General features: G+C 68.5%; 11 protein-coding genes. 4 read left to right on the top strand and 7 right to left on the bottom strand.

Annotation, left to right across the window (positions count from 1 at the left end):
* Positions 1 to 306: 306 nt before the first annotated feature.
* A complete protein-coding gene (locus ACWEQQ_RS00735; RefSeq protein ID WP_354838960.1) occupies positions 307 to 915 on the bottom strand; it encodes a TetR/AcrR family transcriptional regulator in 609 nt (202 codons plus the stop codon).
* A gap of 103 nt (positions 916 to 1,018) precedes the next feature.
* On the opposite strand from ACWEQQ_RS00735, the gene ACWEQQ_RS00740 reads away from it, so the two are divergent.
* Together ACWEQQ_RS00740 and ACWEQQ_RS00745 are read left to right on the top strand one after the other, a co-directional pair.
* A complete protein-coding gene (locus ACWEQQ_RS00740; protein ID WP_452346683.1) occupies positions 1,019 to 2,134 on the top strand; it encodes a hypothetical protein in 1,116 nt (371 codons plus the stop codon).
* A 2-nt stretch (positions 2,135 to 2,136) separates the two neighbouring features.
* Positions 2,137 to 3,162 carry a phosphotransferase family protein gene (locus ACWEQQ_RS00745; protein WP_452346684.1) on the top strand — a complete coding sequence of 342 codons (1,026 nt, stop codon included), beginning with the start codon at positions 2,137 to 2,139 and terminating at the stop codon, positions 3,160 to 3,162.
* Positions 3,163 to 3,263: 101 nt separating this feature from the next.
* Here ACWEQQ_RS00745 and ACWEQQ_RS00750 read toward each other — a convergent pair whose 3' ends face one another.
* The gene (locus ACWEQQ_RS00750; RefSeq protein WP_452346685.1) at positions 3,264 to 4,796 is read right to left on the bottom strand and encodes an MFS transporter; all 1,533 of its coding nucleotides are present in this window, start codon (positions 4,794 to 4,796) and stop codon (positions 3,264 to 3,266) included.
* A gap of 156 nt (positions 4,797 to 4,952) precedes the next feature.
* On the opposite strand from ACWEQQ_RS00750, the gene ACWEQQ_RS00755 reads away from it, so the two are divergent.
* Positions 4,953 to 5,690, top strand: a complete 738-nt coding sequence (locus tag ACWEQQ_RS00755; RefSeq protein WP_452339746.1) for a TetR/AcrR family transcriptional regulator — start codon at positions 4,953 to 4,955, stop codon at positions 5,688 to 5,690.
* A gap of 18 nt (positions 5,691 to 5,708) precedes the next feature.
* On the opposite strand, the gene ACWEQQ_RS00760 is transcribed toward ACWEQQ_RS00755, so the two are convergent.
* Both ACWEQQ_RS00760 and ACWEQQ_RS00765 read right to left on the bottom strand, forming a co-directional pair.
* Positions 5,709 to 6,869 (bottom strand): low temperature requirement protein A, encoded by a 1,161-nt coding sequence (locus ACWEQQ_RS00760; RefSeq protein ID WP_452346686.1) that lies wholly within the window; start codon positions 6,867 to 6,869, stop codon positions 5,709 to 5,711.
* 21 nt (positions 6,870 to 6,890) lie between these two features.
* The gene (locus ACWEQQ_RS00765; RefSeq protein WP_452346687.1) at positions 6,891 to 7,616 is read right to left on the bottom strand and encodes an SDR family oxidoreductase; all 726 of its coding nucleotides are present in this window, start codon (positions 7,614 to 7,616) and stop codon (positions 6,891 to 6,893) included.
* Between the two features lie 119 nt (positions 7,617 to 7,735).
* Between ACWEQQ_RS00765 and ACWEQQ_RS00770 the strand changes: the two genes are divergently transcribed.
* The gene (locus ACWEQQ_RS00770; RefSeq protein ID WP_452346688.1) at positions 7,736 to 8,335 is read left to right on the top strand and encodes a TetR/AcrR family transcriptional regulator; all 600 of its coding nucleotides are present in this window, start codon (positions 7,736 to 7,738) and stop codon (positions 8,333 to 8,335) included.
* Here the strand turns inward: ACWEQQ_RS00770 and ACWEQQ_RS00775 are convergent.
* The 3 genes from ACWEQQ_RS00775 to ACWEQQ_RS00785 all read right to left on the bottom strand — a co-directional run bounded on the left by ACWEQQ_RS00775 (position 8,307) and on the right by ACWEQQ_RS00785 (position 12,248).
* Positions 8,307 to 8,951 carry a MerR family transcriptional regulator gene (locus ACWEQQ_RS00775; protein WP_452339750.1) on the bottom strand — a complete coding sequence of 215 codons (645 nt, stop codon included), beginning with the start codon at positions 8,949 to 8,951 and terminating at the stop codon, positions 8,307 to 8,309. The genes ACWEQQ_RS00770 and ACWEQQ_RS00775 overlap by 29 nt on opposite strands.
* Before the next feature lie 172 nt (positions 8,952 to 9,123).
* Positions 9,124 to 10,578, bottom strand: coding sequence for a catalase (locus ACWEQQ_RS00780; RefSeq protein WP_452346689.1), 1,455 nt, complete (start codon positions 10,576 to 10,578; stop codon positions 9,124 to 9,126).
* Between the two features lie 419 nt (positions 10,579 to 10,997).
* Entirely contained in the window at positions 10,998 to 12,248 is a 1,251-nt protein-coding gene (locus ACWEQQ_RS00785; protein ID WP_379393336.1) for a helix-turn-helix domain-containing protein, read from the bottom strand.
* Between the last annotated feature and the right edge of the window lie 453 nt (positions 12,249 to 12,701).

Consider the following 12,701-nt stretch of genomic DNA (forward strand, 5'->3'; position numbering starts at 1 on the left):
GACCCGTCTACGAGGGGTGGCGGGTCGGCCACAGCAAACCAACCAACCGGTACTCAATTGGGGACATGGCCTACCGCGAAGGGGGTGGTAGGCCAGCGCAGAACCCGCCGAGTCCGACCACGAGGGGTGTCGGACTGGGCGGGTTCTTTGTGTGGCAGGCTAACGGTTAGCGATCTTGTTCGTCCGATTTGTGGCCTAGTCCACCCGGCACACGGCATCATGTAGGTAAGTGCGCCAAGAAGATTGGGATTGCCGATGGAAACCGTGGTCGTCTTCGTACTGGCCTGCCTGATCTACTGGTGGGGCCTACTCTGACGTGGGAGTTTGCGCGACCGCATGCAGCGCGTCCGCGATGCGGCGGCTGAAGTGGTCGGCATCCTCGGTGCCGTGCGTGAGCGCGCGCATCAGGGTCGCACCCCGCAGGAATTCGAAGATCGCCTCGACGTCGCAGGCGCCGGCCGCCTGACCCGATTCGGCAGCGGCCATGAGCAGCTCGCGCAGGGCCTGAATCGTCGGCCGCTCGCCGCCGTCGAGCAGGCGGCGGTAGCTCTCCCGATCGTCGTGATACTCCGAGAGCAGGCCGGGGATGGCCGAGCGGGCCGCCGGGTGCGCGGCGGCATTGAGGAACAGGCGCGTCCAGGCCAGTAGGTCGGCACGCAGGTCGCCGCTGGGAACCGGGTGATTCTCGGTGTCCAGGGCGAAGATCGCATCCTCCACCAGGGCACGCTTGCCGGGCCAGCGGCGGTAGATCGAGGTCGTGACGACTCCGGCACGCCGGGCCACGGCCGCGATGGTGGTGGCCTGGTAGCCGTCGCGGACCAGGAGTTCCTGGGTCGCGGTGAGCACCAGGGCGTCCAGTTGCGGGTCACGGGGTCGGCCGGGGCCGGGGCGGGTGGTCCCGGTGGCTGCGGTCACGGGGCTCCCCTCTCGCTCGGGTCGGTGGCAAATTCTGAAACAGGTTACATCGTCGTCCGATTTGAAATACGGTATGACCCGTATTCTAATTCAGGAGGCACCCATGCTGACGCCCCAGGACGAACTGCTCGCCCACCAGCTCCCCACCACCTTCGACCACGTCCAGCAGAGCGATCTGCGCTGGACCGAACGTGTCGTCCTGTACGGCTTCGACACCACCGGCGAGATCAGCGTGATGACCGGCATGGCGCGCTACCCCAACCGCAATGTGCTCGACGCCTACGCCATGATCACGATCGGCGACAAGACCGCCCACGTGGTCCGGCTCTCGCGCGAGATCGGCGACCGCTACGACGGCCTCGCCGACTGGCAGGTCGGCCCGTACAAGTACGAGATCGTCGAACCGCTGCGCAAGGTGCGCGCCACCCTCGGCGACAACGAGCACGGGGTGCGGCTGCAACTCGACTTCGAGGGGCAGTTCCCGGCGTACGAACAGGAACCCGCCTTCTTCCGCAGCCGCGGCCGGGTGCGCGAGGACGCCCGGCGCTACTACCAGAACGGGCGCATCTCCGGGTGGATCGAGGTGGCGGGCAGCCGCTTCGAGATCGATCCGGAGACCTGGTGGTTCGGGCGCGACCACTCCTGGGGCACCCGCCACGGCGGGGGCGGCGGCAGCCTCGGCGAGGGCGAGGGCCTGCAGCCGGGCGACATCCCCGACGGCGTCCTCTACTACATGGGCATCTTCCAATTCGAGGACGAACTGGTGCATTTCGCGCAGCGCGAGACCGCCGACGGGCAGCGCTGGCACTTCGAGGGCACCGTGCTGGCCCCGATCGGCTCCGCCGCGCAGCCGGTCCCGATCGTCACCACCGACCACGCGCTGACCTTCCGCGACGACTTCCGCATCGTCAGCGGCGGCAGCTTCACCGCGCGCGGCGCCGACGGCCGCGACCGTGAATTCACCATCACGCCGGTCTCCGGCTTCTGGCCCGGCCTCGCGGGATACGACCACTACCACGGCTACGCCTCCGGACTGTGGAAGGGTGCGGACTGGAGCGACGGCTTCACCGCCGACCTCACCGACACCGCGGATCTGCGGCAGGTCAGCATGCTCAGCGAGACCTTCTGCCGCATCGAGACCGCCGGCAAGGTCGGATACGGGCTGGTCGAAATGGTGTTCATGGGCCGCAATGCGCGGTACGGGTACGAGGGGTACTGACCGTGAGCACCACCCGAATTCCGGCCGAGCAGCTGGCGACGGCACTGGAACCGGCGGTACGCGAGCATCTTTCGCCCGCGGGGAACGCGCGCGTGCTCGAGCTCGCGCGCACCGAACGCGGATTCGCCACCGAAACCTATCTTTTCGAGGTCGAGGACGATTCCGGCCGCACTCCCCTGGTCCTGCGACGACCACCGGACCTGTCGCTGTTCCCGGACTACGACCTGCTGCGGCAGGTGCTGGTGATGCGCCGGCTGGCGGACACCGGGCTGCCGGTGCCGGCCGTGGCCTGGCTGGAGCGGGGCGACAATCCGCTCGGCAGCCCGTATTTCGTGATGAACCGGCTGGAAGGCCGGGCGCCGAGCGACTATCCGTCGTACCACGCGGCCGGGAACTACTTCGAGGCCACGCCCGAGCAGCGGGCTCGCATGTGGTGGGGATGCGTGGACACCATCGCCGAGGTCAACCAGTTGGATTGGCGGGCACTGCGATTGGACTTCCTCGCGTTTCCCGAGCATGGCGCCGGGGTCGTCGAGCAGGGGGTGAACTATCTGGACGCCGCGCTGAAGTGGGCTTGCGAGGGAACGCCGCCGGAGACCTACCGGCGGGCGGTGGCGTATCTGCGCGACAACCTCTGCGAACCCGAGCAGCCGTGCCTCTGCTGGGGTGACGCCCGGATGTCGAACATCCTGTACGGCAACGACTTCCGGGTCCGCGGTGTGCTCGACTGGGAGATCGCCCACCTCGGCGCGCCGGAGTCGGATCTGGCCTGGCTGCTGTTCCTGGACTGGGCGTGCAGCGAGTACGAGGGCCATCCCCCGCTGCCGGGCACACCGACCCGCGCCGAGACCATCGCCTACTACGAGAAGCGGACCGGTCATGAGGTCCGCAACCTCGAATTCCACGAGGTCTTCTCGGCCGCCCTGCTGTCGATTCCCCTGCTGCGCATGACCCACCGCGTACAGCTCCCGCCGGAGATGAACATCACCGGCTTCTGCACTGCCCGCATCGAGCAATTACTCGACTGACACCTGCCGGCGCCGCGCTGCCGCGGCAGTGACTCCCTGCCGCGGCAACGACTCCGCCCCCGGCGTGCCGCCGGGGGCGGAGTCGTTCGCGGGTGCCGGGACTAGCGGGCTTCGACCAGGTCGGCCTCGGCCGGGACCGCTTCCGGCGCAGCCGGCTTCGCGCCCTTCATGAGGAAGAATGCGATCACGGTGGCAGCCAGCACCGCCGCCCCACCGGCCAGGAAGGTGTTCGACATGGCGTCGGTGAAGGCATCGCGGGCCGCGGACACCAGGCTGCCGTCACCGGTGGCGAAGGCTCCGGCGATGCCCTCCCGGGCCGCCGCCGGCGCGTCGGCGGGCATGGCGTCGGTGTAGGTACCGGCCAGCACCGCGCCGAGCACCGCGACACCGAGCGCACCACCGGTCTGCTGAATGGTGTCGTTCAGCGCCGAACCCACACCCGCCTGCTCCGGCGGAATCGCACCCATCAGCGCACCGACGGCGGCCGGCATGGCCAGGCCCGCACCGGCGCCGACCAGCGACATCGCCAGGGCCGGCAGCCAGAAGCCGGAGTCGGAGCTCAGCGCGGCCAGGGCGCCGAAGCCGCCCGCCAGCACCAGCATGCCGACCAGGGCGACGGGACGCACACCCAGCTTCTGCACCAGCGCGGCGCCCAGACCGTTGAACACCAGCGCGGTCAGCGCGAACGGCGTGAAGGCGAGGGCCGTCTTGATGGGCGAGTAGCCGAGCACGAACTGCAGGTACTGGGTCAGCACCAGGGTCAGGCCGGCATTGGCGAAGGTGGCCAGCACCAGCGAGAAGCTGGATCCGGTGAAGACCCGGTTGCGGAACAGCTGCAGCGGAACCATCGGGTGCTCAGCCGTCAGTTCACGAATCACGAAGGCCACCAGCACCGCAACCGCCAGCACGAGCGTCGCCCAGGTGCCGTGCAGGCCCTTGGCCGGGAACTCGATGATGGACCACACCAGCGACACCATGCCGACGATCGAGAGCACCATGCCCGGCAGATCGATCGGACGGGCGGGGCCCTTGGATTCCGGCATCAGGGCGAAGGCGGCCGTGATGGCCAGTGCCGCGATCGGCACGTTCAGCAGGAAGACCGAACCCCACCAGAAGTGGTTCAGCAGCACGCCGCCCAGCACTGGGCCGCCGACCATGCCGAGCACGGACACACCGGTCCAGGCGGCGATCGCCCTGGGCCGCTCGTCCTCGTCGAACACGGTGATCAGGATCGACAACGTGCTCGGCATGATGAGCGCGCCGCCGACCGCCATGATCACGCGGCCGGAGATGAGCATCCCCGCGCTGGTCGCGTAGGCCGCGATGAGGGAGGCCGCGCCGAAGAGTGCCAGCCCGAGCACCATCACCAGCCTGCGGCCGAAGCGGTCCGACAGGCTGCCGGTGGTGAGCAGCAGGCCCGCGAAGACCAGGATGTAGGAGTCGATCACCCACTGCAGGGCCTGGGACCCGGCATGCAGGTCGATCGCGATCTCCGGCAGCGCCACGGTGAGGACCATATTGTCGATCACCAGCACGAGCGTGGCCAGGCAGAGCACGACCAGGATCAGCCAGCGCTTCGGATTGCGCTGGGCCGCAGGCGATGTCAGCGCCTCGGTCAGTTCGTTCGCAGTCATTTCGGTTCCCCTTCGAGAAGCTCTTCCGCACACTGTGCGGCGTTGTCGAACACTGTACGGTCTACGTACACTGTTCGCAATACAGAACGGTGTACGGCCGAACGAACGGCGTTCTAGCTGGGGTTATGCTGTTCCGCAGACGAAGGAGGAAGAGCCATGGCGGCCAAGGCACAGGAGTTCTCGTCGGTGTGGACCCGCCCGCAGCGACAGCGGCGAGATCAGCCCGCACTGAGCCGGGAACAGATCGTGTCCGAAGCCCTCGCGCTGCTCGATACCGAGGGCTATGACGCGCTCAGCATGCGCAAGCTCGGTTCCCGCCTCAATGCCGGAGCCACCTCGCTCTACACGCATGTCACGAACAAGGACGAGATCCTGGAACTGGTGATCGACGAGGCGTTCGGCGAGGTCCACGAGCCCGCCACCATCGCATCGGAGAACTGGCGCGCCGATCTACTCGCGCTGGGTCGCGATGTGCGCGACACCGTCCTGCGCCACCCCTGGATGAGCACCGCCATCACCGGAGCCGGACTCGCCTACCTCGGCCCCAATCTCATGCGCCTGTCGAACGCCATGCTCGCGACCCTCGAAGCGGCCGGCTTCGACGACGGGGAGGCGGACCGGGCCTCGAATGCCTTCTGGGCCTTCGTCCTCGGCTCCGCCGGCACCGAAACCGCCATGCTCACCAGCGTCTCCCGCAGCGGGCTCAGTGAACAGGAATGGTTCGCCAAGATGATGGCCGTGTCCGAACAGGCGGTACGCGGTTACCCCCACGTCGCCAAACGGTACAGCGTCTACCGCGAACTCGACCCCACGCAGGCCAGGAACGACTTCTTCGACTCCGAGCTCGGACTCATCCTGGACGGACTGGAGTTTCGGCGCGACCGCGCCAAGTGACCTGCGGCGGCCGGTGATTCAGCCCAACGTCGCCAGCCGACGGCGCTGGGCCGGAGTCTCCACCACCACCGAGCCGATCACCAATCCGGCCAGCACGCTGAGCAATCCCGCCACCGGAATGTGGGTCGCGATCGGCAGCAGCCCCGCCACCAGCACGGCGGTGAGCACACGGATCACCACGACGCTCTCGCGAATTCCGGTGAAGGCGGCCCGGGTCAGCGCTACCGAGACCAGGTACACGATCACGCCGCCGACGACACAGTCCGCGGCGGTGGCATTCGACTGCGCGCTGCCGCCGGTCACCGTGATGCCCATCGACGCACCGGCCAGGGCCAGACCGAGCAGCAGCGGCAGGTGCCCGAAGGTGTAGAGGTGCAGCAGTTTTCCGGTGCGCGCCAGCTCGGTGTGCGACCCCGGGCGCATCCCGCTGCCATTGAAGTAGGACCACCACAGGCCCACGGTGAGCGCGAAGGCGGCGGCCGCGGTCACCGCCGCCCAGCCGGCGGTGTGTACCGCCGCGAGGCCATTGGTGAAGCCCAGCACGGATTCGCCCAGGATCACAATGGTGAAGAGCCCGAAGCGTTCTCGCAGATGGCCGGTCTCCTGCTCGACGCCGGCCAGCCACCGGGTCACCACCAGCGGCAGGGCCAGCTCCATGAGCATGGCCAGCGTCCAGGCGCCGTAGCGCAGCGGGCCGGCATCGCACGCGAGGCCGCCGAGCCAGCCCACCGCGCTCACGGCCGAACCCAGTGTGAACGAACGGAATACGGCCCGCAGTGCCGGATTCTGCCGGGAATCCCAGGCGTACAGCAGGGCGACACCGGCCCGGGCCACCAGGTACGCGAGGACGAATCCCGCGTCCACGCCCCGGCTCTGGCCGACCGCGCCCGCGAACACCGCCATGCCCACAATGCCGGTCAGCCCGAAACTGGTGAGCAGGCGGTGGGCCGCGGTATCCCGATCGGCCCGATTGGCGTGCACCGCGTACAGGACCCAGGCCCACCACAGCGGCACGAACAGTCCGGCCGCCGCGGCCACCGATCCGGCATCGGGGTGCGCGCCCACCCGATGCGTGATCTGGCCGACCGCCGCCGCGAACACCAGATCCCCGAAGCATTCGAACCAGGTGACCCGGCGCGGTGTGGTGGTTTCCGGTACGGCGGCGGAGCTTTCGAGCATGCCGACCAAACTACTGGCCGGTCAGCGACCCGTCGCCAGACTGGTGCCGCCATTGGCGTCGAGCACGACGCCGGTGATGAATCCGTTGGTGGCCAGCATGTGGATGGCGCGGGCGATGTCCTCGGGTCGGCCGACGCGGCCGACCGGGGTGGTCGCCACCAGGCCGTCGAACAGAGCGGTGCGCTGCGCCTCGGGAACCCGGTCCCACCACGGGGTGTCGATGACGCCCGGGGAGACGGCATTGATGCGCAGCGGGGCGAGTTCGACGGCGAGCGGCGGCACCATGGCGTCGAGCGCGCCGTTGATGGCGGCCAGGCCCGCGGTGCCGGCGAAGGCCGAGCGGGACGAGCCCGCGGTCACCAGGGTGACCGAGCCCTGCGAATCCAGGTGCGGGAGTGCGGATTTCAGGATGCGCACCTGTGGCCAGAACTTGCCGTCGAAGCCGGCGGCCAACTGGTCCAGATCGAGGTCGGCGAAGGGACCGCTGCCGGCCGAGCCGCTCACCGAGATGACCAGGTGGTCGATGGTCCCGGCCTGGGCGAAGAAGGCGTCGATATCGGCCTGGCTGGTGGCGTCGAGGGCGTAGCCGGTGGTCTTGCCGCCGATACGCGCGACGGCCGCGTCGAGTTTGTCCCGGCCGCGGCCGGTGATGACGACCTCGGCGCCGTCGGCCGCGAAGGCGGTGGCGGTGGCCTCGCCGATGCCGGAGCTGCCACCCATGACGACGACGCGCGGTGTTGTGGTCATTGTCGGAAACCCTCTCTGTCGCTGTCCGCTTATTCTTACGGAACCGACAGTCTCGACAACACTGTTGGCGAGACTTTTAGTCTCGACAAATCCGTGAGGTGCGTCACAGGAGGGCGATCATGGAAAGCACGGCGGCACAGCCCAATCCGGCGCGACCGCACACCGGGCGACGCCGCAACGAGGCCACCCGGCAGGCCATCCTCGATGCCTCGCTGCGGCTGCTCGGCGAATCCGACGGCGCACCGGTCACCATCGACGCCATCGCGCGGGCGGCCGGCGTCGGGAAGCAGACCGTGTACCGGTGGTGGCCGTCCAAGGGCGCGGTCCTGCTGGACGCGCTCACCGAACGGTCGGCGCTCGAGGTGCCGCCGCCGGACAGCGGTTCGCTGCGCACCGACCTGCGCACCCTCATGGAAGCGACTTTCCGTGGCGCACAGCGCGGTTCGACCGCACCCGCGCTGCGCACGCTGGTGCGCGAGGCGGCGCACGACCCGCATCTCGCGGAGCTGTTGCGGACCTTCACCGCGCAGCGCCGGGCAGCGGTGCGGGCCGTGCTCGAACGCGGGCGGCTACGCGGCGAACTGCCCGCCGGCGCCGATCTCGATCTGCTGGTCGACCAGTTCTACGGGGTGTTCTGGTACCGCTTCATCCTCGGCCACGCGCCGTTGGACGACGCGCTCGCCGAACGGCTCACCGACTCGATGCTGGCCGGCCGCTGAAGAATTCGGCCGAGCGATCGGTCTGCGCCAGATGCCGCAGCGCGGCGATGAGCTCGTCACCGAGCACGTTTCCGACCACGACCGTCTCGGCCCTGCTGTCGATATCGCCGCGCGAGGTCAGCACGGCCATATCCAGTTCGGCGATCGGCTCCAGGGCGTGGGCGTAGTCGTCGAGGCGGTCCGCGATATCGCCGTGGCCGAGCTGGCGCAGCGCGCCGACCACCTCGGCGGCGGCCGACACCGCCGGATTGTCGCGGCCGACGCGCCAGCCCAGGCGATCGAGCATGGCCGTCACCTCGGCGCGGGCGGCAGTGCGCGATTCCTCGTCGCAGAAGGCGATGCTGCGGGCGGCGGTGTGCTGGGCGACGCCGAGGATCTTGTGGGTGCCGAGATCCGGATCGTCCAGGGCCGCGATCACCTCGCGCGCCGAGGCGATGGAGAGCCCGCCGACCTCGATGAGCGCCCGGATCAGCCGCAGGCGGCGCAGATGCGCGTCGTCGTACTGCGCCTGATTGTGGCCGGTCGCCTCGCCCTTGGGCAGCAGACCTTCCCGCAGGTAGTACTTGATCGTCGGGGTGGACACGCCACTGGCCTTGCTCAGCTCCCCGATTCGCATCGGACCTCCTCGTCGCCGCGCGGGGCTTGCCCACCGAGCCACCATCATAGATAGCCACGTTATGGACACCGCGGCTATCCGCTGCGCGGATATGACGAAGGCCCGCGCCACAATTCGCGGCGCGGGCCTCGTGCGGGTTCCGGGGAAGCCCCGGACTGTCCCTGGAGTCGGGTCAGAGCTGCTCGCGGACCCCGATCTCGATGCGCTTGCCGAGCTCGGCGTCGACACTCTTCCAGTAGTCGAAGACCCGGCTCAGGATCGGCTCGCGCACGCCGCCCAGGATATGGCCGACGACATTGCCCACCAGGCGATCCCGCTCGGCGTCGTTCATGACCTCGCGGACCAGGGCGCCGGCCTGCGCGAAGTCGTTGTCCTCGCGGTGCTGGAGGTAACCGGCCCGGACCATGGCCGGGTCGAACGCCCAGGCGCCGTCGTCGATGGCGCGCGCCGGATCGGCGTGCGGGCCGCCGAAGGAGTTGGGCGCGTATACCGGAACGCTCGCGGCATTGTGCGCGAAGCGCATGGCGCCGTCCTGCGAGTAGGAGTTCACCGGCGCTGCCTTGGCCCGGTTCGGCGGCAGCTGTTCGTGGTTCGCGCCGATGCGGTAACGGTGCGCGTCGGCGTAGGCGAAGACACGGCCCAGCAGCATCTTGTCGGGCGAGAAGGCAATGCCGGGAACCACATTCGAGGGCGCGAAGGCGGCCTGCTCGATGTCCACGAAGAAGTTCGCGGGGTTGCGGTTCAGGGTCCAGCGGCCGACCTCGATGAGCGGGTAGTCCTGCTGCGACCAGACCTTGGTCAGGTCGAACGGGTTGAAGCGGTAGTTGTCCGCCTCGGCGACCGGCATGATCTGGACCTTCAGGGTCCAGCTCGGGAAGTCGCCGCGCTCGATGGCCTGGTACAGGTCGCGACGGTGGAAGTCGGCGTCCTTACCGGCCAGCTCGTCGGCCTCGGCCTGGGTCAGGTTCTTGATGCCCTGGTCGGTCTTGAAGTGGTACTTCACCCAGAAGCGCTCGCCGGCCTCGTTGATCCACTGGTAGGTGTGCGAGCCGAAGCCGTCCATGTGGCGCAGGGTGGCCGGGATGCCGCGGTCGCCCATGAGCCAGGTGACCTGGTGGGCGGTCTCCGGACGCAGGGTCCAGAAGTCCCACTGCATGTTCGCGTCGCGCAGACCGGAGCCGGGCAGGCGCTTCTGCGAGTGGATGAAGTCAGGGAACTTGATCGGGTCCTTGATGAAGAACACCGGGGTGTTGTTGCCGACGATGTCGTAGTTGCCCTCGGTGGTGTAGAACTTCACCGCGAAACCGCGCGGGTCGCGCCAGGTGTCGGGGCTGCCCTGCTCACCGGCGACGGTGGAGAAACGCACCAGCGACTCGGTGCGGGTGCCCGGCTGGAACAGTGCGGCCTTGGTGTAGCGGCTGACATCACCGGTAACCACCAGTTCGCCGAACGCGCCCGAACCCTTGGCGTGCACCACGCGCTCGGGCACCCGCTCCCGGTTGAAGTGGGCGAGCTTCTCGATCAGGTAGTGATCGTGCAGCAGGATCGGGCCCTGTGCGCCCGCGGTGAGCGATTCGTTGTCGCTGGGCACCGGGGCGCCGGTATTGGTGGTGGTCGCCTTGGTCATGTTTCCGAGCGTGCCGAGTTTTCTGGAACTAGTCAAGAAAAGTCCGCCGGGCGGTGAGTAAACAAAGGTATATACAGTCCAGCCGCGCAGATATGGCAAATATCCAGCATCGGCGAATGTGACCACAATGCGGGCGGAGTCAGCAGACCGCTGCAGCAGCGCCATCACCTGCTCGTTCCGCGGACCGTTGCCCAGATCACAGTGCCCGCCCCGGAATAGATCCGGCGGACCCCGGGTTGATCCCCCTTGCCGGCGTCGGAACAGCCCCGGGCCGCACCCTTCGTCGCTACGAGCGACCACTCGCCGAGAGGCGCTTGTTGGGCGTCGGCTTCAACTTTCCGGGTCAGCCTGAGCGGTATGCGTCGGACCCGGCTCGCGCACACCGGGATTCGCTGACCGGCCGCCGACCCCTGATTCGGTCAGGGGGTGACCGCGGCGCGGCCCGCCAGCTCCCGTAGTTCGTCGGCCGGTCGGCGACCGGCGAACTGCAGCAGATCCCGCACCACTTCGCGGGCGCGATGATCGGTGTGCACCAGTTCGGGGGTTAGTCGCTCGGCATTGAGCAACGCTTCCAATGCCTCGCTCGCCTGCCGCCGCTGCGCGTGCGCGCGGGCCACATCGACCAGGAAGCGCGCCTGCCGCTCCGGAGACAGGATCGAGGCGTCGACGGTGCGCGCGGTATCGAGCGCCTCGCCGGCGTCGCCCAGTTCGACCGCCACGGCCACCGCGTGCACGGCGACCCCGGTCGGACCGAACTCGGTGTCGAAATCGTTGCGGCCCTCGCCCAACCGGTCGGCGGCGGCGCGCGCCGCTGCCAGCCCGGTGCGGGCGGCCGTGCGATTCCCGTCCGTCGCCGCGATCACCGCCAGCATGAGCTGCAGAGATCCGTAGAGCGACAGCACTTCCGGCCGTGGCTGCTCGGCCGCCACCTGCGCGGCCAGCGCGGCCACCGACACTCGCGCCGCCTGCTCGGCCTGTTCCAGGCGTTGCAGACGCAGGAAAGCCTGTGCCATGCGGTAGGTTCCGGCCACCACGCTCAGCGCGTCACCGGATTCCTCGGCCGCGGACAGTGCGCGATCGGCCGCGACCCACGCCGCGTCGACCTCTTCCTGGCGGGTGAACGCGGTCGCGGCCACCTGATAGGCGCGCGAGAGCAGGGTCAGCACCTCCGGCCGCCGCGTGGCATCCGCCCGCGCGGCGTGCTCGAGATCCGGAATCAGTTCCAGCAGACTGCTGCCCACCTCGACCAGCCGGGATTCGTGCGCCAGCTGCCAGGCCAGGTCCACTCGCTGTTGCAGCTCCGGCAGTTTCGCGGCCGCAGTGCTCAGCTCGAGACTGCGATCGGCCTCGTCTCCGAAGAGCTGTTCCAGGGCGGGATGCCCGGTGAGCAGCAGCCGCAGCTGCTCGAACACCGCCGAGCCGGGCCGATGCCCGTCACCGCGGTCGGCGGCAATCGGTTCGGCCGCTTCGGGACGCAGATCGCGTACCGCCACTCCGAGCACGTCCGCCAGTCTTTGCAGAACGGACAGTCGCTCAACAGGCAGCACGTCTCGCTCGACCTGCGACACCCAGCTTTCCGAGCGCCGAATCGCCGCTCCCAACTCTTTCTGCGATAGTCCCCGCCGCCGGCGCAACTCCGCTACCCGTGCCCCAAGGGTACTTTCGGCCACCGGGTCAAACTCCTTCTGCCTGATCGGCTTTCCCGGCCGTCACCGCCCGCTTGTTTCGCCGATGTCTACCATGCCCTTCTCCTTCCGCCCTTTCCATCCAGAGGGGGATCTGCCGACAAGGATTCCAGACCGACCGAGCTTACGGCGCACAGTATGGAACATGGATTTTTCTTATTGCACCGCAATTTTTCTGTGTTTAACGTTTGAAGAGGACCCGTCGAACCAAACGGACGACAAGAGGTGGTCATGCCCGGCGAACTTCTCTTCTTCCTACTCGGAGCCGGAATCGGCGGCGCGGCAATGTGGTTCGCGGCGTGCGCCCTTGCGGCCACCAAGTATTCCTCCACTGCCGACGGGGCGACGGTGCAAAGCATCACCGCGCGCCTCGAACGCGAGGGTATCCGGAACTCGCGCTCGATGAAAGGTCAACCAGCCTCGCATCGGGCACCATCG

It is taken from the genome of Nocardia sp. NPDC004123 (genome assembly GCF_053603795.1).

Coding starts and splice junctions, on each gene's coding strand:
- ACWEQQ_RS00740 (WP_452346683.1), top strand. CDS start 1,019: ATGCTGACGCCCCAGGACGAACTGCTCGCCCACCAGCTCCCCACCACC.
- ACWEQQ_RS00750 (WP_452346685.1), bottom strand. CDS start 4,796: ATGACTGCGAACGAACTGACCGAGGCGCTGACATCGCCTGCGGCCCAG.
- ACWEQQ_RS00755 (WP_452339746.1), top strand. CDS start 4,953: ATGGCGGCCAAGGCACAGGAGTTCTCGTCGGTGTGGACCCGCCCGCAG.
- ACWEQQ_RS00760 (WP_452346686.1), bottom strand. CDS start 6,869: ATGCTCGAAAGCTCCGCCGCCGTACCGGAAACCACCACACCGCGCCGG.
- ACWEQQ_RS00765 (WP_452346687.1), bottom strand. CDS start 7,616: ATGACCACAACACCGCGCGTCGTCGTCATGGGTGGCAGCTCCGGCATC.
- ACWEQQ_RS00770 (WP_452346688.1), top strand. CDS start 7,736: ATGGAAAGCACGGCGGCACAGCCCAATCCGGCGCGACCGCACACCGGG.
- ACWEQQ_RS00775 (WP_452339750.1), bottom strand. CDS start 8,951: ATGCGAATCGGGGAGCTGAGCAAGGCCAGTGGCGTGTCCACCCCGACG.
- ACWEQQ_RS00780 (WP_452346689.1), bottom strand. CDS start 10,578: ATGACCAAGGCGACCACCACCAATACCGGCGCCCCGGTGCCCAGCGAC.